The sequence below is a fragment of the Streptomyces sp. HUAS TT11 genome (genome assembly GCF_051553595.1).
Classification (GTDB): domain Bacteria; phylum Actinomycetota; class Actinomycetes; order Streptomycetales; family Streptomycetaceae; genus Streptomyces.
The window spans coordinates 9,635,768-9,653,120 of record NZ_CP196184.1; the positions used below are offsets into that span (position 1 = coordinate 9,635,768).

The 17,353-nt window shown below is 68.5% G+C and carries 15 protein-coding genes and 2 pseudogenes; 9 read left to right on the forward strand and 8 right to left on the reverse strand.

All coding sequences use genetic code 11. The annotated features are described in order from the left end of the window. Positions 1-103: 103 nt before the first annotated feature. Positions 104-1,846 (forward strand): eCIS core domain-containing protein, encoded by a 1,743-nt coding sequence (locus ACSHXN_RS43380; protein ID WP_356114259.1) that lies wholly within the window; start codon positions 104-106, stop codon positions 1,844-1,846. A 126-nt stretch (positions 1,847-1,972) separates the two neighbouring features. On the opposite strand, the gene ACSHXN_RS43385 is transcribed toward ACSHXN_RS43380, so the two are convergent. Further along, complete coding sequence (locus ACSHXN_RS43385; protein WP_438306395.1) at positions 1,973-3,181, reverse strand: phospholipase D-like domain-containing protein; 1,209 nt, start codon at positions 3,179-3,181, stop codon at positions 1,973-1,975. A 334-nt stretch (positions 3,182-3,515) separates the two neighbouring features. Beyond that, positions 3,516-3,686, reverse strand: coding sequence for a hydrophobic protein (locus ACSHXN_RS43390; protein WP_355136723.1), 171 nt, complete (start codon positions 3,684-3,686; stop codon positions 3,516-3,518). 142 nt (positions 3,687-3,828) lie between these two features. Here ACSHXN_RS43390 and ACSHXN_RS43395 point away from each other — a divergent pair. From ACSHXN_RS43395 to ACSHXN_RS43420, 6 genes and pseudogenes are all read left to right on the forward strand, one after another. Beyond that, positions 3,829-3,948 (forward strand): annotated as a pseudogene (locus tag ACSHXN_RS43395) (CsbD family protein); the annotation flags it as partial. A gap of 305 nt (positions 3,949-4,253) precedes the next feature. Beyond that, complete coding sequence (locus ACSHXN_RS43400; RefSeq protein ID WP_438306547.1) at positions 4,254-5,069, forward strand: class I SAM-dependent methyltransferase; 816 nt, start codon at positions 4,254-4,256, stop codon at positions 5,067-5,069. Positions 5,070-5,584: 515 nt separating this feature from the next. Next, positions 5,585-5,989: a nuclear transport factor 2 family protein gene (locus ACSHXN_RS43405; RefSeq protein WP_438306396.1), complete on the forward strand. Its 405-nt coding sequence runs from the start codon at positions 5,585-5,587 to the stop codon at positions 5,987-5,989. 499 nt (positions 5,990-6,488) lie between these two features. Beyond that, positions 6,489-7,514 (forward strand): annotated as a pseudogene (locus ACSHXN_RS43410) (thiamine pyrophosphate-dependent enzyme); the annotation flags it as partial. Between the two features lie 109 nt (positions 7,515-7,623). Continuing rightward, the gene (locus ACSHXN_RS43415) at positions 7,624-8,487 is read left to right on the forward strand and encodes an RNA polymerase sigma factor SigF (RefSeq protein ID WP_438302346.1); all 864 of its coding nucleotides are present in this window, start codon (positions 7,624-7,626) and stop codon (positions 8,485-8,487) included. A 39-nt stretch (positions 8,488-8,526) separates the two neighbouring features. Further along, entirely contained in the window at positions 8,527-8,667 is a 141-nt protein-coding gene (locus ACSHXN_RS43420; protein ID WP_383357833.1) for a hypothetical protein, read from the forward strand. Between the two features lie 64 nt (positions 8,668-8,731). Here the strand turns inward: ACSHXN_RS43420 and ACSHXN_RS43425 are convergent, their stop codons facing one another. The 5 genes from ACSHXN_RS43425 to ACSHXN_RS43445 form a co-directional block, all read right to left on the reverse strand. Continuing rightward, positions 8,732-9,400, reverse strand: coding sequence for a nucleotidyl transferase AbiEii/AbiGii toxin family protein (locus ACSHXN_RS43425; RefSeq protein ID WP_438306407.1), 669 nt, complete (start codon positions 9,398-9,400; stop codon positions 8,732-8,734). A 5-nt stretch (positions 9,401-9,405) separates the two neighbouring features. Further along, positions 9,406-9,798, reverse strand: coding sequence for a hypothetical protein (locus ACSHXN_RS43430; protein WP_355136712.1), 393 nt, complete (start codon positions 9,796-9,798; stop codon positions 9,406-9,408). Between the two features lie 634 nt (positions 9,799-10,432). Beyond that, a complete protein-coding gene (locus ACSHXN_RS43435) occupies positions 10,433-10,651 on the reverse strand; it encodes a PLDc N-terminal domain-containing protein (protein WP_438302345.1) in 219 nt (72 codons plus the stop codon). Positions 10,652-10,981: 330 nt separating this feature from the next. Then, a complete protein-coding gene (locus ACSHXN_RS43440; protein ID WP_438302344.1) occupies positions 10,982-11,266 on the reverse strand; it encodes an STAS domain-containing protein in 285 nt (94 codons plus the stop codon). 806 nt (positions 11,267-12,072) lie between these two features. Further along, entirely contained in the window at positions 12,073-12,996 is a 924-nt protein-coding gene (locus ACSHXN_RS43445) for a GNAT family N-acetyltransferase (protein WP_438306406.1), read from the reverse strand. A gap of 1,040 nt (positions 12,997-14,036) precedes the next feature. Between ACSHXN_RS43445 and ACSHXN_RS43450 the strand changes: the two genes are divergently transcribed. Continuing rightward, positions 14,037-14,825 (forward strand): ArsR/SmtB family transcription factor, encoded by a 789-nt coding sequence (locus ACSHXN_RS43450; RefSeq protein WP_438306548.1) that lies wholly within the window; start codon positions 14,037-14,039, stop codon positions 14,823-14,825. Positions 14,826-14,884: 59 nt separating this feature from the next. Continuing rightward, positions 14,885-15,457: a hypothetical protein gene (locus tag ACSHXN_RS43455; protein WP_438302343.1), complete on the forward strand. Its 573-nt coding sequence runs from the start codon at positions 14,885-14,887 to the stop codon at positions 15,455-15,457. A gap of 1,280 nt (positions 15,458-16,737) precedes the next feature. Here the strand turns inward: ACSHXN_RS43455 and ACSHXN_RS43460 are convergent. Further along, positions 16,738-17,286: an N-acetyltransferase family protein gene (locus ACSHXN_RS43460; RefSeq protein WP_438302342.1), complete on the reverse strand. Its 549-nt coding sequence runs from the start codon at positions 17,284-17,286 to the stop codon at positions 16,738-16,740. Between the last annotated feature and the right edge of the window lie 67 nt (positions 17,287-17,353).

Consider the following 17,353-nt stretch of genomic DNA (forward strand, 5'->3'; position numbering starts at 1 on the left):
GCCCGTGCGGCCATGCGACCCTGCCCATCGGTACCTGGTGCCCGCAGCCGTCCACCGCGTAGGTAAGAGGGGAGTCGGTATCCCTTCTTTCAAAGAGGCTGTTGTGCGGGACCACGAACACGCCGAATCGGTTCGGACCGAGAACCGCCGTACTCCGGCGGCCGGAGCGGGCACACCGTCCTGGGGGCTGCTCGCCCTGCAGAGCTCCGCCGGGAACGCGGGTGTCGTCCAGATGCTCCGCCGGGCAGGGCACTCCTGGGAGCGGGGACAGCATGAGCATGACGCCGACTGCGGCCGGCAGGCCGAGCCGCCTGTCGTGCAGCGTTCCGCCGTCCACGATGTTTTGCGTGGCGGCGGGCGGCCCCTGGACGAGGCGACCCGGTCCGACATGGAGGCCCGGTTCGGTACGGACTTCTCCGACGTCCGTATCCACAACGATGCCGCGGCAAGGGTGTCCGCCGCCGAAGTCGGCGCCCGCGCCTACACCTCGGGCAGCCACATCGTCATCGGCGAGGGGGGAACCGACAAGCACACCTTGGCCCACGAGTTGACGCACGTCATCCAGCAGCGCCAGGGCCCGGTGGCGGGCACCGACAACGGCGCGGGCCTGAAGGTGTCCGATCCGTCCGACCGGTTCGAACGCGAAGCGGAAGTCAACGCGACCCGGGTGATGGCCCGATCGGCCCCCGAGAGCGCACCGGCTGCAGACGGGGGCGGGGTGCCTGCGACGGGGACGGTGCAAAGGGCCATCGACATCGGTCTGTGTGTGGTCGACGGGAAGCACAAGACGATCGATGAGCTCGCTCGCTGGAAGGCGAACGTGCCGACCTTCTTCACCTTCGGCCAGTCGGCAAAGCGTAGATGGGGTATCCGGAACACAAGTGACGAGCAGCGCGTGCAGGGCGAGCTGTTCGCCACCCTGAACCGCTTGATCGACTCCGACGAGCGATTCGAGGCCAAGACCGCGGATAAGCTCAGAAACCTGGTCAAGGACACGCACGGAAAGTCGCCCGCTGCTTCGGCTGCGACTCCCGGACCGTCCGCCGCCGTCGGCGCGAGTGATGACTCGGCTGTACAGGCGGGCGCGCGTACGGTCTTGACCGAGCTGACGGCGATGGGGGATCGCGCCTTCCCCCGGGACGAGATCCAGTCCCTGGCGCGCAAGGCAGTGCCGGGCAGCGGATGGTTGTACGAGCTCCAGATGGGTCTGATGGAGCTGAACGAGGACCCGCAGTGCGTGGTCCAGTTCGGTGCATGCAGCCGGGACGACATCAACCACTACCTCGGCAGGGCTTCGGGCGCGGAGGGCGGCGGCAACCACATCGCCGCCTATGAACCGGACAAGCGGTCCGGCAACGTCGGCGCCGACTGGGTGATCTGGCGGCCCGTCGCCCCTGGCGGGGACACAAGCGCCAGGGCTCAGGCGGCCGACATGTACACGGGCGAGTTCGTCCAGGCGAAGCAGACGGTCGAACGGAACTTCGCCGCCAATCTCAAGGCGGCCGCATTCCAGCTCGAAGGAAAGAACGCCAGCGGGCAGGGCAACGCCACGACCCAGCCGGAGCTCACCCTGCGTTCGGAACCCGGCAGTGCGAACCGCCACAGAGGAACCATCGCCATGCAGGTCACCGATGACATCCGGGACGTGCGCAAGGTCGAGAACGCCATTGAGAAGGAGCTCAGGGGCCCGGGCAGCAGAAACCCGAGGAACTACGTCGACCGCGTCGTCCTGGAAGAGGCCGCGGCGGGTGGCAAACGCACGGTGTACGAGCTCAGCAACGGAAGGATGGTGAAGACGACCGTACCCGCGACCCGGACGCAGTCGGCCGCGACGGACCAGCGATGACGGCGGCTCTCTTCCCCCGCGGGGCGCAGGTCCCCGGCGACGGCCCGCCGAGGGATTGCCCACCCGGCGGACGGCGGCAGGGTGCCGACGGCTGCTGGGGCGGGCCGGGCCTGCGCGCCGGTGCGGCTACAGGAAGCGGCGGATCGGGGTGATGGCGGCTTCCTTGGCGCGTTGCAGGACCGCACGCCGTTTCCAGCGGGTCAGGTCGATGGCGACGCTGTGTTCCAGATCGCGTTCGTAGTCGGCATCGAGGGCGGCGGTGAACGTCTCGTCCAGGACGGCGAGCATGACTTCTTCGTCGTGGTCCATGGAGCGGCGGTTGAAGTTGGTGGAGCCGATGAGGGCGGCGACCGAGTCCACGGTGATGATTTTGGCGTGCATCATCGTCGGCTGGTATTGGCGGATGTGCACGCCCGCCTGAAGCAGGCGCGTGTAGTGGTGCTGGCCGGCGAGTTGGCAGGCGCGCTGGTCGGTGTGCGGGCCGGGCAGGAGGATCTCCACGCGCACGCCGCGGCGGGCGGTTTCGCACAGCAGGTCGACGAAGTAGGTGTCGGGGGCGAAGTAGGCGGTGGCGAGGCGAAAGCGTTGCTCGGCAGAGGTGAGCATGATGCGGATGAGGGTCTGCATGTCCTGCCAGCCGATGCTGGCGGAGCCGCGTACGACCTGGACGATGGACGAGCCGGCCTGCGGGTGGTCGGTGAAGCGGTCGTGGTCGTCGAAGAGTTCGTCGTGGCATTCGGCCCAGTTCTGCGCGAACGCGGCGGCGATACCGTCCACGGCGGGGCCGCACACCTTTACGTGGGTGTCGCGCCACTCGCCGGGGTTGCGGGCGTTGCCGCACCATTCCTGCGCGATACCGACGCCGCCGGTGAACGCGGTGTGCTCGTCGACGATGAGGGCCTTGCGGTGGCAGCGGTGGTTCTGTTTGAACGGTGACAGCCAGACCGGTTTGCGGAACCAGGCCACCTGCACGCCGGCGGCGTCCATGAGGTCGAGCAGGCGTGGTTCGATCTTCTGGGCCCCGAACCCGTCGAGCAGCAGCCGCACCCGCACTCCTGCGCGGGCGCGTTCGGCCAGGGCGGCGGCGAAGTCGTGGGCGATCTGGCCGCGCCAGTAGACGAACGTCATCATGTCGATGGTGTGCCGGGCCGAGCGGATCGCGCCGAGCATCGCGGGGAAGATCTCGTCGCCGTTGCGCAAGGGGGCCAGTTCGTTGCCTTCGGTGGCGGCCACGCCGATCAGCCGCTCCAGGCGGCGACGCAGGCGCTGCTTGCGGGCCTGCACATCGGCTTCGGCGCCGGGCTCAGCGGGTGCGGGTATGCCGTCGAGGATCACGCCGGAACTCCCGTAGAGGCAGAAAGGACTAATAAGACAGTGCGGGCCGCCTGAGGCGCCCGCAAGAGCAGATGCCCGGCAACCCCCGCCTCACTCCTGGCACCGTCTCGACGCTAGCCGCGGCACCAGGACCCCGCGCGCTGCGGTACTACCGGGCGCGTAGCTTCGAAAGGCGGGTGTGCCGTGAGTAAGGGTGGCCTGCGGTCCATGCCTGCGCCCTCGACACTGCATGTCTCGACATCCGATGAGGCGGGCCACGTGAGACCGTATGGCCGAGGCCCGGCCGTCGTGGACGGTCGGGCCCCGGCAGGGGTGTGTGTATGCGCCGGTCAGGTCACCATCGGTACCAGCGGCCGCGGCTGCCGCCTGCGGAGGTGGAGCGCATGAGGAAGCCGAGCAGCCAGACCACGAGTACGGCCAGGGCGATCCACCACAGGATTTTGACGGCGAAGCCGGCGCCGAAAAGGATGATCGCGAGCAGCAGAACAAGAAGCAAGGGAACCATTGTTATCTACCTCCTGGCCCGCCGTGTGCCCTTGCGATGTTCGTTCATTCGCGAAGGGTGCCTTGTTTGTGTAGGGGGAGTTGGGGCACGTGGGTGTCACCGCGACAGCGGCACCCACCCCGGTTGTGAGGAGGCATGTTCCATGAGTGCGGGCGAGAAGGCGAAGGCGAAGACCGAGCAGGCCGAGGGCAAGGCCAAGCAGATCCTGGGAAGGGCCCTCGGCAACGACCGTATGGCTGCCGAGGGGCAGGCGGAGAAGAGCTAACGGATCGAGGCGGGACGCGGGCCGCTGAACGCTGGCCTTTACGCAGGCCCGGGCCGCCGCACACGACGCCCCCTTCTGACGCCGCACCACCAAGCCCTTCATCGGCGGGAGCCGCATTTGTCGGCTCACGAGGACGTCAAGGGGAAGACGCCTGTTCTTGCCCGTCATGACCAGTGCGGCGAGTGTGCGCGGATGACCGGATGGCCGCGCATGAACATGGCTCCGCTCATCAGCTCCCCTTGGAATCGATCATCTAGGCTGGCGTGGTGACTGATGAGCAGGAGCGGGTGCAGCCGTCGGGAGTGTGGGCCACGGCGGTGGGGGTGGCCAGGGTGCGGGCGCTGGAGACCGAGCGGGAGAACGCGCTGTTCCGCGACCCGCTGGCACAGGCCTTCGCCACCGCCGGCGGCTTGTGGCCCTCCTTGCCGCCGCTGCCCGATGACGAGGCGGCGCGCCGACGCTGGCTGGGCGTGGCGTTCTCCATCGTCATCAGGACGAAGTTCCTCGACGACCTGTTGCAGCAGGCCTCCGAGTCCGGGGTCCGGCAGGTCGTGCTGCTCGGAGCCGGCATGGACAGCCGGGCCTTCCGGATGGACTGGCCCGAAGGCACCCGGCTGTTCGAGGTCGACACCGCCGCGCCACTGGACTTCAAGGCTTCGGTGCTGCGCCGGGAGCGGGCCGTCGCACGCTGCGAGCGGATCACCGTCGCGGCGGATCTGCGTGAGGACTGGCCAGGCGCGCTGGCCGCCGCAGGGCACGACCCGGCGGTGCCGACCGTGTGGATCGCCGAAGGGCTGCTGATCTATCTGCCCGAGGACGCGGTGGAGCTGCTGCTGGCCCGGATCAGCGCGCAGTCGGCGGCAGGCAGTTGGATGGGGCTGACGTTGGGCTCGCGCGGCGTGATCGAGCGCTTCGGCGCGGACGCCGTGCCGGGATCGGCGGCGTCCATGTGGGTCTCGGAGATGCCCGACGACCCGGTGGGCTGGCTGGCCGGGCACGGCTGGGAGGCCGACAGCCACACCCTGCGCGAGCGCGCTGCCGCCTACGGCCGCCCGATCAGCACCCCGCCGCAGCGCGAGGAGCGGCCCGGCGGACTGATCGCGGCGGTCCGCCGGTAGAGCGCCTCCTCCCGGTTCCCCACCGAGGACGTAAGCACCTGACCGGTGTCAGTTCGCATCGACATTTTCCGGCCCTGTGATCATCAAGTGCTGCCCGGACTCGGTGATAAACGATGTCGCACGTCAGTTACGAAGCCAAGGTGCCCTAACCGCGTCACCGGGGAACTCGCCTACTACCGCTGTTTGTCGCCCCAGCAGGTGCGTCTGGCCGTGCTGACGCGCGTCGCCGGGTCGAGACAGCGGATGGAAGAGACCTTCCAGGCCGCAAGGGGGGTGACCGGACGGGGTGAGCGTCGGGTCCGCTGCTGTCCCTCCTGGGCCCGTTACGAACTCCTGACTGAATGACTCGGGGATGGGGTGAGCGGGGTGGCGGTCACTCGACGTTCGTTGCCACGGTGGACGGCTGCCGCCCTCCGATCCGGCCAAAGGGGGGACCTGGCCGCCCCGGGTCCGGCTTGCCCCCGGTCGGCTGTGACCCGGAGCGCTTAGGCTGTCACCGCTACGGAAGGGGTGCGATGGATGCTGACTCTCGGACCAGGGCCGCGGTCGAGGACCATTGGCGGGCCTCGGATCGTGGGGACGCCGAAGCCGAGCACGCCATCTACGCCACGGACGCGATCCTGGACTACCCCCAGTCAGGCGAGCGGTTCCGGGGCCGAGCGGCGATCTCGGCGCAACGCGGCGGGCACCCGGCCGACCGGCACTTCACCGTCCAGCGGATCACCGGCCGTGGGGATCTGTGGGTGAGCGAATGCCTCATCACCTACGACGGTGTGCCTTCGTACTCGGTGAGCATCATGGAATTCGCTGATCAGCGCGTGGTGCACGAGACGCAGTACTTCGCCGACCCTTTCGGCGCGCCGGCCTGGCGGGCCGCGCTCGCGGAGCGGATGCCGGGCCGGACTATCGCCGGAGCCTGATTCTCGGCCTTGCTCGGGTCAGCCGGGTCACTGGCCTGTCACGTTGTTGAAGTTCCAAGAACTCCTGTTGCGGGGGCTTCAAGCGCCTCCAGCAGATGAGCGCGCATGCGAGGGTGAGGAAGGCTTCGTGGATGTCGCCTGCGGATCTCCTAGCGGATCCGCAGGCCACGCAACCAGGCCAGGTGGGCGAACGCACGCTCCACGACCCAGCGTTGAGTGCCGAGTTAGGAACCGTGCTCGGTGCCGCGCCGGGCGATCAGCGACTTCACGCCGAGGTCCCAAACCAGCCGACGGTACTTGTCGTGGTCGTGGTCGTAGCCGCGGTCACCCAACACCACAGTCCGGGTCCGCGGGTGAGGTCACGCGAGGTGCCGTGTTTGACGGTCTTTTGGGGGCCGGGGGTGCATGGGGGCCGGTCGGCGGGCAATCCGCGAGGGGTGACGCGTATGGGAGTTGTCGTGGGTGCCTTGCTCGCCGGGCTCGGGGCCGTTGTGGCCGCGGTCAGACCGGCCTGATCGGCAACCCGGCGGCGGCAGCGGCTCTGAAGGACGCCGACACCCTCCTGCTGCTCGGTACCGACTTCCCCTACCGGGACTGGTATCCGAACGATCGCACCGTCATCCAGGTGGACACCGACGCTACCCACATCGGGCGCCGGGTACCGGTCGACGTCGCACTCGTGGGCGACACCGGCGCCACCGTACGCGACCTCCTTCACCACCTCGCTTGCCCACCCGCCGGCACGGACGGCGCACGCGACCGCTCGCACCTGACCCGGGCCCGCGAACGGTTCGAGCAGTGGCGCACCGGTCAGGCGCGGCTGGCCGACCCCGCGCACGACACGGGTCTGGTCGGCCGCGTCCGCTCCGCCCTGGACAACCGCGCCCACGACGTCCGCCCCGAGGCGCTGGCCGCGCTCATCGACCGCGTCGCCGCCGAGGACGCCGTCTTCACCTCCGACACCGGCATGGCCACCGTATGGCTGTCGCGTTTCGTTCAGATGCGCGGCCGGCGAGCACTCATCGGCTCCTACAACCTCGGTTCGATGGCCAACGCGATGCCCCAGGCCCTTGGCGCACAGTGCCTGGACCGAGACCGGCAGGTGGTGGCCTTCTGCGGGGACGGCGGGCTGAGCATGCTTCTGGGCGACCTGATGACCCTCAAGACCTACCGCCTGCCCGTCAAGCTCGTCGTCTTCGACAACCGGCGGCTGGGCATGGTGAAACTCGAACAGGAGCGGGTCGGTCTGCCCGGGTTCGGTACTGTCCTGGACAGCCCTGACTTTGCCGTTGTCGCCGGCGCGATGGGTGTCACCGGCGTCCGTGTGACGGGTCCGGGCGACTTGGTGGGCGCCGTACGCCGGACCTTCGACGCTCCCGGCGCGGTCCTCCTCGGCGTGGTGACCAAGCCCGACGAGATCGCGGTGCCTGCCGAGCCGGCCGTCGGGCAGGGTTGGGGTTTTGGGGTGGCCAAGGTGAAGGACGTCCTGCGTAGTCACACCGTCATCCGGGAGGGCGGCCACTGAGGAAAACCCGAAAGGAATTTCAGGAATGATGGTTCGGTGGTCGGGTACGCGTCTGCTTGCCGGTGGACAGGCCGGCGGGGTGAGACCGGACGAGCGGGAGGGGCGCGTCGTGGCGACGACGACCGTGCAGGCAGTCGAGGCGACCGTGCAGGTGGTCGAGCAGGCGGTGGAGGTGCCGCGGATCGCGGACCCGTCCAAGGTCGCGCCCCGGGACGCCCGGGAGTTGTCGAAGTTGTTTTTCGAGCAGCTGGCGGTGCTGGAGGAGGGGACACCCCAGTACAGTTACGCCCGCAACACGCTGATCGAGATGAATGTCTCCCTGGTCCGGTTCGCGGCCGGCCGGTTCCGCAGCCGCGGGCCGGAGGAGATGGAGGACATCGTCCAGGTCGGTGTGATCGGGCTGATCAAGGCCATCGACCGGTTCGAGATCTCCCGCGAGGTGGAGTTCACCTCTTTCGCCGTCCCCTACATCGTGGGGGAGATCAAGCGGTTCTTCCGCGACACGTCCTGGGCGGTGCATGTGCCTCGCCGGTTGCAGGAGGCCCGGGTGCAACTGGCCCGCGCGAAGGAGGAACTGCACAGCCGGCTGGGCCGCACCCCGACGACCAGGGAGCTGTCGGAGCTGATGAGTCTGCCCGAGGACGAGGTCGTCGAGGCCCAACTCGCCTCCAACGGCTACACGTCGGCCTCGCTGGACGCGGCGATCGGAAACAGTGAGGACGGGGAGTCGGCGCTGGCCGACTTCATCGGCGACGAGGACGCGGCTCTGGAACTCATCGAGGACTTCCATGCTCTCGCACCGATGATTGCCGAACTCGACGAACGCGAGCGGCGGATCATTCACTGGCGGTTCGTCGAAGAACTCACCCAGGCCCAGATCGGCGAACGTCTGGGCGTCTCCCAGATGCACGTCTCACGCCTGATCTCCCGCCTGCTGACCCGACTGCGCGAGGGCCTGCTCACCACCCGGTGACAGGCGGGGCGAGCTGCCGGTGTCACGGTGGCCCGAGCCGTGGCTTCTCATCACCCGCACCCGCACGCTTACACCCGCACCCGCACCCGCGTGCTGAACGCGGGCCGGTACACCGGCGACCTCGCCGTGCTGCGCCCGGACTGGAACACCGGCGCGCCCCGACCCGCAGGGAAGACCTGACGCACCGCACCCTGGGCACGCACCGCGGCGCTGCGTGCAGAGCGGTGTCGGGGCCCGGATGCGATCAGTCGATGTCCGGATCGCCGGAGTCCGCGAGTAGCCGGGAGGCGAGGTCGTCGGCCCACCGCAGGGCCCAGGTGCGCAGAGCGGTGATGGCTTCGTCGTCGAGGCCGTAGGCGGCAAAGGCTTCGTCGTCGGTCCATTCGGCGCCTGCCGGATTCGCCTGAAGGTCTTCGCGCTCGAAGCGGCCGCGGGCGTGGCGGCGGCCGAACTCCTCGAGCTCAGTATCGGCCCAGCGGCGAGAGGCTGCGAACACGTCGATCAGGTCGCGGGGCGCTCCGCGGTCGGCGAGGGCGCGGACTTTGGTCCCGATGACGTCCTCCTCTGCGAGGACGGGCCCGTAGGGGCTTTGGGCGATAGGCCGCCAGAAGACCTCCTTGAGGATGTCGACTTCGCACTCCTGACCGGTGACGGGGTCGGACACCGTGAAGCGGGCGGACAAAGGGGCCGTCTCCAGCGCCCGAACCTGCCAGCCTCGTGCTTGAAGGCCGTTACGGAGGGTGTCGGCGATGTCCGCCATGGGGGTCGGGTTCTCGGTGGCGACATCGAGGTCCTGGCTGGGGCGGTTCACCAGGTGATGCGCCCGTACGGCATATCCGCCGGTGAGGACCAGCGGATAGGGGGAGCCGAGAGCAATGACATCCGCCAGGAGCCGCGTGTGCAGCTCTGGCATGTCCGTCACGCGGCTGCCCGTGTACGCGAGGCGAGCTGGGAGAAGGCGTCTTCCCACACGGTGCGCACGGTGCGACCGACGAGGGTGCGCAGCACCGGCCACATCTGAAGGAGCAGGTCCTGGTTGAGGTAGCGGGGCAGGTCGTCGTGCAGGCCCTCGTGCAGGACGGTGCGGTACAGGCCCATGCGCTGGCGAGGCTTGTCCATGTCGTACGAGGTCATCCCGGACCAGGCCATGTGCAGCGGCAGATCCACGACTCCCTGGGTCGGACCGCGCAACTCGTCGAGCGACTTCGGCAGTCGGCGCTGGAACTTCTCCCGGTACAGCGCGAGGTCCTCGGCGTCCGCGCCCGAGAGGTTCCTTGACGGGGGCGCGGGGTGCTGTGGGCTGGAGGGCATGACTCCATTATGGCGGGCGGAGGAGGGGCATGGTGTGGGTTCTGGTGCCGAAGTGAGCGGGGGTGAGGGCGCGCACTGACGCGGCGCGCATCCGGTCCGATTTCGTGCTGGACGCCGCCCGTGCCGCCGGCTCGGCCGCCTGTCGGGCTTGTGGTCCCCGGGTCCGGGCCGCCGCCCGGTGCACCGGCGATCTCGCCGTGCTGGGCCTGGACTGGAACACCGGCGCGCCCCGACCCGCAGGGAAGCCTGGCGCACCGCATCCTGGGCACGCACCGCACCGCACCGCATGCTGGGCGCGCACCGCACCGCACCGCACCGCATCGCACCGCAGGGCGGCGAAGGCTCACAGTGGGCAAGTTTCCGGGGAGGGGGTGTCCCGGTTCGGTCGAGGGCGGCCCTGCAGACGGTCGGACCGAGTGCGGGCCGGCAATGCGTGGGGCTCCCGCCGCAGCCGGTCCTGCCTGCGTATGCGTGGGATCGCGATCGAGGCGATCATCCGGGTTTCTGCGGGCCGGGTCCGTCATTGCCGGAAGCTTGGGTTTTCGGGGTGGTCGGTCTTTGGCGTTCGACGGGACCGCCTAAGGAGTGGCTGCGACCGGTACTGCAATGACGCATGTGAGGCGGGCTACCGGGTTCAGGCCGCAGATGGCTGTTCCTCGGTGCGGGTGGACCGCTTGCCCAGGTTTCGCCAGCCGATGGCGGCCACAACAGGGAAGAGGGCCAGGATGAGCAGCCAACCCGCCTTGGGCAGTATTCGGATACGTGCCGCGGGTGTCCTGATGCAGTCGAGCAGGGCATACGCGTACAGCGCCGCGACTATGAGGTAGATCGCGTAGACCAGCAGCGACGTCATCCGGCCACCTCATGTGTAAGGGCACCTGCCCGCTTGGGTGCGGCACGGTGTGGCCCCACTGGCCGGTCATGCTAACGGGTGGGCCGAAGAGCGCTGAACAGGCACCCTGCTGTCAATGACCTGCGACTGCGCAAGTAAGCACTGTAGACATCTCGACTGCCCTGCCCGCGGCGCGATCATCGTCGACTGAGATCGCTTTCACAGCAGGCCGACAAGTCCTGGGTAGTCAGGCCGGCGCGTCGGCAGGTGAAGGGGCCGGTACGCCTTCGCCGTCGGCGGCGAGGGCGTCCGGGGCCGTGGAGTACACGCGGACGGCCTGGTCCAGGCCCGTCAGCCTGAAGTGAAGATTCGTGCCACCGCACCGGGCGCCGCTGCCAGGCGCAGCGCGCTCCCGCGTGCGGACGGCCGCGGGTGGATTGCGATCAGGCTGCTGATGCGGGAGGAGTCGCAGAAGTCGAGCCCGGCGCAGCCGATCACCGTCAGCCCGGGCCGGGAAGGCTCGGCCGCCATCCGGTCCGCCGCCTCTCGCAGCTGCACGGCGCTGTTGAAATCCGGCTCGCCGCGCAGCGTCAACAGCCACGCCTGTTTAGTCTGTCTGACCTCGACTGCGAACATCCTTTAGCTGCCTCCCCACCCGCCCCGACGGGACCGATGATACTGACGGCGGCCCACAGCGGAACTCGTATGACCCCTGTTGCGAGGATTTAAGGTGCTTTGGCGTGTCTGTCAGGGGTTTGTCGGGGGCCGTCGGGGGGCGGGGAGGAGGCGTCCTTGGGCCCGGTGCAGGCGACGTGGGTGCGCGGCACCGGAGCAGGGCAGATCCCAGATCGGGGGAGCGGAGCGGAAGTCGTCGTGCAGGGCCCTCGTGCAGGACGGTGCGGTACAGGCCCATGCACCGGTGGGGCTCGCTCGCCTCGTATGTTGCGAGGGTTCGGGTGCTTTGGCGTGTCTGTCAGGGGTTTGTCGGGGGCCGTCGGGGGGCGGGGAGGAGGCGTCCTTGGGCCCGGTGCAGGCGACGTGGGTGCGCGGCACCGGAGCAGGGCAGATCCCAGATCGGGGGAGCGGAGCGGAGGTCGTCGTGCAGGGCTCTCGTGCAGGACGGTGCGGTACAGGCCCATGCACCGGTGGGGCTCGCTCGCCTCGTACGTGGTCGTTTTGGACCGGGCCATATGCAGCGGCAGATGCACACCCTTTGGATGGGGGCGTGGACCCGGCGGGCGATGAACCGGGGCAGGGTCCGCCTTGTCTCCGCGGAGGTCGTGTGCGGTGAGCTCGTGTCGTCATTGAGCAGGTCCGCTGCTGGGACCACTTTCGCGATGATGCGACGGACACGTGTTGCATTCCAACCTTGCCGATGTGGTGTCGATCATGCGACTAGGGAGGCGGGGGCACCGTCTGCGGAACCCCCGCCCGGTACTCGATCAGCTCCAGGTCATGTTGATCTCACGCTCGAAATTGATGTATCCCGCGCGCTGGAAGGCGTTCGCCATCGGGATGTTGCCGAGGTCTGTGGACGCGCGGATGCGGGGGACGCGCTGTTCGGCGAGGATTCGGGTGCCCTCGGCGAGGATGTCGTCGATGTGGCCGTTGCCGCGGTGCGATGGCAGGACCGCGATGTAGGCGATGATCGCGTTGTAGTCGTTGCGGGCCGGGATGACGAACCCCACTGGTTCTCCATGGGGCAGTGTTGCGATGCGCCACCAGTCCCGTGGGCTGGTGTAACGCGCCAGCTCGGCCTCGTAGTGCCGGGCGGCCGCTTCGTGTACTGACATCCGGGTCAGGTCGTCACGGCCGTGTGCGTCCAAAGTCCCGTCCAGAACTGAGGACATCAGGGCTACGAGTTCCTCGCCATCGCGGACCGGCCGGTAGACGAGGCGCCCATTGGGCTCGGGAACTGGCGATCCCGGACGCCATTCCAGGCGCAGTCGTTCGACGAAGAGCCGGGCACCGGTCCGTTCGAGTACCGTCATGCGGTCTTCGACAGCTTGTCTCGTTACCGCGTTCTCACGCCAGTCCGGTGGGACGAAACGGCTGTATTCAGGGGGGCGCGACCCGTTCGGGAGGGTAGCGGCCATCGCGGTGTGCAGAAGTCGCGCCCCGATGTCCACGTGATCGGGGCCCGAGGGGCTGTCTTCGATGTCGAGGATGTCCAGGATGAGTGGTGCGTCGCCGGCTGATCGGCTCCACCAGGCTGTCCTGGCGAGTAGGCGGTCACCCCGGAGGGCGACCCACATCCATTCCGGACGGCGGCGGCCAGCGGCAAGGTCGTCCGCCAGTTCCTCATTGAGGATGTAGGGCAGTTGGGAGAAGAGGTCGAGTTCGTCGTGTCCGGTGATCGGACGCATGGTCAGGTCGTTCGTTTTCACGGTCAAGGCACGCTCCGGTGAAGGCGCCCGTCCGCTCCGGGGTCAGACGTGGTCCGCAACCCGGGGGGACACAAGCGCGGTGTTCTTGGGGATCATGGGCTTATCCCTCCTCTCGCAGTCGTGGCCCCTCAACCCTCGTGGTGGGGGTCCAGCGGTTACGTCTATCCAACCGCAGCCCTCGCCCGCAAACCCTTTTCGATCACTGTGCTTCCGACAGCACCGAACAGCGAGCCTGGGGCTGTCAGCCGCAGGTTCCCATCACTGTGCTTCCGGCAGCACCGAACAGCGAGCCTTGGGCTGTCAGTTGCAGGTTCCCATCACTGTGGTTCGCGGCGCGGGCCGGCGACTCACTGGGCTTGTCCCGGCGGCGGACTCGCGAAGCCGGACGATCTCCTCGTGCTGGGCGGCGAGTCGGGCGAGGACCTGACCGCGGAAGTCCGCGAGCTCGGCGATCGTCTGTTCCGATCCGCCAGCCGTTCCCGGAGCTTGACGTTCTCCGCCGTGGCGTGATCTGGGCTTCGCGGGGGTCGGGGATCTCGCCAGCCTCGCGCATGGCGTTCAGGCGCCGTTCGAACTCGACGCGGAGGTGAGAGCAGGGGCGGGTGCCCGTAGAAGGCGGTGCGGTCGACCGCACCGCCTTCTACGGTGAGGGTCTTGATGTCACACAGGCGTTGGTGGTCGAGTTCGCCGGCACTGCTCCGGTGCCGGTCCGTGAGCCGCTGGTGTGCGCCAGGACTGCGAACAGCATGTTGTGGTCCCGTGGCCAGAGCCGTTCCAGGATCTCGATAGCTCGGGCTACGGGGGGCGCCGACCAGCCAGACGGCAGGGACCGGCCTCGTCGCCTTCGCCCTTGCTGCCTTCGGCTTGTCAGGGTGACGTGGGGACGTCGGGGATGGGTGTGACGGGGTGGCCTCGGGCGTGGGGGTGCATCGGTGTGTTCGGTTCGTGCGGCCGGCCTCCCTTGACGATAGGCAGGTGATTGCCTGCATAATGGGGGTGTGAGTTTCGAAGCAACCGTGATCGATTCGGTGTTCAAGGCGTTGGCCGATCCCACCCGGCGGCTCCTTCTGGACCGTCTGCGTGAGCACGACGGGCAGACGCTGCGTGAGCTGTGTGAGCGTCTTGGCATGACGCGTCAGTCGGCGACGCAGCATCTGGACGTCCTGGTGGGGGCCAACCTCGTCACCGTCGTGCGGCGTGGCCGGGAGCGGTTGCACTATCTGAACCCCGTTCCGATCCACGAGATCGAGGCGCGTTGGATCTCCGGTTTCGACAAGCCGCGCCTTCAGGCGATCAGTGCCATCAAGCACCAGGCAGAGGAGTACGCCATGACCCATGCATCCACACCGGTGCCCAACTACGTGTACGTCACCTACATCCGCGCCGGTGCGGAGCAGGTGTGGCAAGCCTTGACCGACGCCGACCTGACAGCGCGCTACTGGGGACACGCCAACGTCTCCGACTGGCAGCCGGGCTCGGCCTGGGAGCACCGGCGAGCCGACGGCTCAGGCAAGATCGACGTGGTGGGTCGTGTCCTGGAGGCCGAGCCCCCGACGCGGCTGGTCATCACCTTTGATGACGTCCCCGATGCCGAATCGCCGAGAGAGCCGTCAGTCGTCACCTTCCTCGTCGAACCGCATCAGGACATCGTTCGCCTCACCGTGACCCACGAGAACCTCCCCAACCAGGAGATGCTGGGCGGTATCTCGGCCGGCTGGCTGGCCGTGCTGGCGAACCTCAAGTCGATGCTGGAAACCGGCGAGGTCCTGCCTCAGGCGCCCTGGGAGATGTCCCGCGCCCACAGCTGAGCCGCGCCCTCTGCGCCCTTTGTTCTTTCCGTATCCGCCCGTGCAGAGAGGTGCAGCACATGCTGGACACCGCCCCGCTCCAGGACGCCTACCGTGCACTGCTGGATGCTGCCGCCACCGTGGCCGTGGCCGACGCCGACGCCGACGCCGCCACCGTGGCCGACACCACCGACGCCGACGCTGACGCCGACGGCCCCGGTCCCGCTGCGCCGAACGGCGAGTGGAACGCCGATCAGATCCTTGCGCATGTCTGCCTGGTCGGCGCCGCCACCCTCGCCGTCCTCGCGGGTGTCGCCGCGGGGGCCAACACGACGTACGACAACCGGATCGCTCTCGACGCCTGGACTATCGAGCAATCCATCGCGCACGCCGGCGGCAGCGCCGGGCTCCGGGACCGCATCAGCGCTCAGGCGGCCGCCCTGTGCGCACTGGCCGGAGGTGCGGCGCTCAGCGACGCCGAACTCGCCACCCTGGTGCCCGCCCGGCTCTTGTCCAACGGCACCCTCCTGGTCGATCAGCCCGTGCCGCTGCACGACATCGTTACGGGACTGGCAGAGGTGGAACTGCCCGGCCATACGAAACAGCTCCTCGCCCTCCTGCCAGACCGGGCCGTGGCCGGGGCTGCGCAGTGACTTACAGCGATACCGACGTCAGCTCGTCAGCTCGTCGCCTCGTCGGCTCGTCGGTTCGTCGGCTCGTCGGCTCGTCAGGGGGAGTGCACGGAACTCGCCGATGGTGATGGGCGTTGGCTGTAGTCCCTGGGTGTGAGGTATGCGGACGGGGGCGGGTTGAGGCTGGAGGCACGCCGATGCCGGAAGGTGGTGCGGATGCAGGCGGCGGAAGTATTCGCCCAGAAGGTCAAGCCGCCGGAGGCTGCGGTGGCTGCGGTGAGTGGGAAGTCGGCCTGGCAGTGGCACCAGATAGGGCGCCGGAGGCTGCGGTGGCTGCGGTGAGTGGGAAGTCGGCCTGGCAGTGGCACCAGATAGGGCGCCGGAGGCTGCGGTGGCTGCGGTGAGTGGGAAGTCGGCCTGGCAGTGGCACCAGATAGGGCGCCGGAGGCTGCGGTGGCTGCGGGTGAGTGGGAAGTCGGCCTGGCAGTGGCACCAGATAGGGCGCGGGAGGCTGCGGTGGCTGCGGGTGAGTGGGAAGTCGGCCTGGCAGTGGCACCAGATAGGGCGCGGGAGGCTGCGGTGGCTGCGGGTGAGTGGGAAGTCGGCCTGGCAGTGGCACCAGATAGGGCGCGGGAGGTGAGGAGGCCTTTGTCTGGCGGGGCCCGGTGGATCGGGGTGTCGTCTGTCTCGGGCATGTTTGCGGATGCCGGTCGGGTATCTGGAGCAGGGCCCGACCGCCCACGGCTGGGTGGGGGACCGGGTGTGGCGTTGAGTATCCCTGGCGTCACCGGCGGCTCGGGTATCTGAGTCGGGAGGGTCAGCAGGTGTCTGATCGCGGCGAATGTGTAGTTCGGTGAACTCTTGGTTTGCAAGGTCCCCGGCGGACTGCAGCGGACTGCCCGGACTTGCGCCGGGTCCTTGTGCCGGCCGGGGAGCGGAAGACGGGAGATGTCGAAGACCGGCTCACGGCTGTCGTGCCCTTGGAAGGGGACCGGAAGACCTTGCGGCGAGTTGATCACCGGGCGGGTCAGGCTTGTTGGACTGCGTGGGAGGCACCGCGGGCCGTCCCGGGTTTGTGCTGCCTCGCCCTGTCTGCTTCATGGCTGGGCTTCTCCGGGATGCCCCACCAGGGGAACGGTGTCGCCCCGATCTTCGAGAACGGCGCGTCCCGGATGTCCTGGCAGGTAGCGGGAACGAGCGCCATCCGGGTCTTCCTCTCCAGCTCCTGCACGGCATGTGATGGCGGAGCCGGGCATCGGCGCTGTCTGCATACCCCTGCGGTCAGAGGGGATCGAGGAGCATCAGGACCTCGTCCCGGGTGTCGTCGGGTGCGAGGCGCAGGGCGAGCGGCCGACTTCACGCCGTCCGAGCCGGCTGTAGAAGTCCTCCAGCCCCTCTCCTTGCCGGGCGGCGAGGTGGAGTTGTTCGAGCTCGAGTTCGTCGCGGGCGATCTTCGGCAGCTGACGCATGAGGGCGGAGCCGACACCACGGCCGTGGAATTCGGGGTGGGTCTGAAGGTGGTTGACCGTGCGACAGTGTCCGACGAGCTGGTAGGGATCGCGGTTGAGGACGACCCATGCGGCAAGAACGTCGTCGAATCTGGCGGTGATGAGGCGGCTGTGTTGCGGCTGGTGAGGACCGAGGAGCTTGTCCGCGGCTGGCGCGACGTCGTCGTCCTGAACGGGTGGGAAGGGGAATCCGGCGGCACCGCCCGAGTGGGTGACCGCGATCCGGCAGTCGATCAGCTGACGTCGGAGTTCGGGAGTGGCCTTGCGGGCGTCGGTGATCTGTGCGAGCTCGGGCATGCGTTCGCCTGTCATGAGGAGCCGCAGGTCAGCGAGGTCTGACATCCGGGTTGGGTCAAGCTTTCGAGTTCCGGTGGCCGGCCGGCGGCGAACCCGGTCGAGTGGATCGCCG

Coding starts and splice junctions, on each gene's coding strand:
- ACSHXN_RS43390 (WP_355136723.1), bottom strand. CDS start 3,686: ATGGTTCCCTTGCTTCTTGTTCTGCTGCTCGCGATCATCCTTTTCGGC.
- ACSHXN_RS43405 (WP_438306396.1), top strand. CDS start 5,585: ATGGATGCTGACTCTCGGACCAGGGCCGCGGTCGAGGACCATTGGCGG.
- ACSHXN_RS43425 (WP_438306407.1), bottom strand. CDS start 9,400: ATGCCAGAGCTGCACACGCGGCTCCTGGCGGATGTCATTGCTCTCGGC.
- ACSHXN_RS43430 (WP_355136712.1), bottom strand. CDS start 9,798: ATGCCCTCCAGCCCACAGCACCCCGCGCCCCCGTCAAGGAACCTCTCG.
- ACSHXN_RS43435 (WP_438302345.1), bottom strand. CDS start 10,651: ATGACGTCGCTGCTGGTCTACGCGATCTACCTCATAGTCGCGGCGCTG.
- ACSHXN_RS43440 (WP_438302344.1), bottom strand. CDS start 11,266: ATGTTCGCAGTCGAGGTCAGACAGACTAAACAGGCGTGGCTGTTGACG.
- ACSHXN_RS43445 (WP_438306406.1), bottom strand. CDS start 12,996: ATGCGTCCGATCACCGGACACGACGAACTCGACCTCTTCTCCCAACTG.
- ACSHXN_RS43455 (WP_438302343.1), top strand. CDS start 14,885: ATGCTGGACACCGCCCCGCTCCAGGACGCCTACCGTGCACTGCTGGAT.
- ACSHXN_RS43460 (WP_438302342.1), bottom strand. CDS start 17,286: ATGTCAGACCTCGCTGACCTGCGGCTCCTCATGACAGGCGAACGCATG.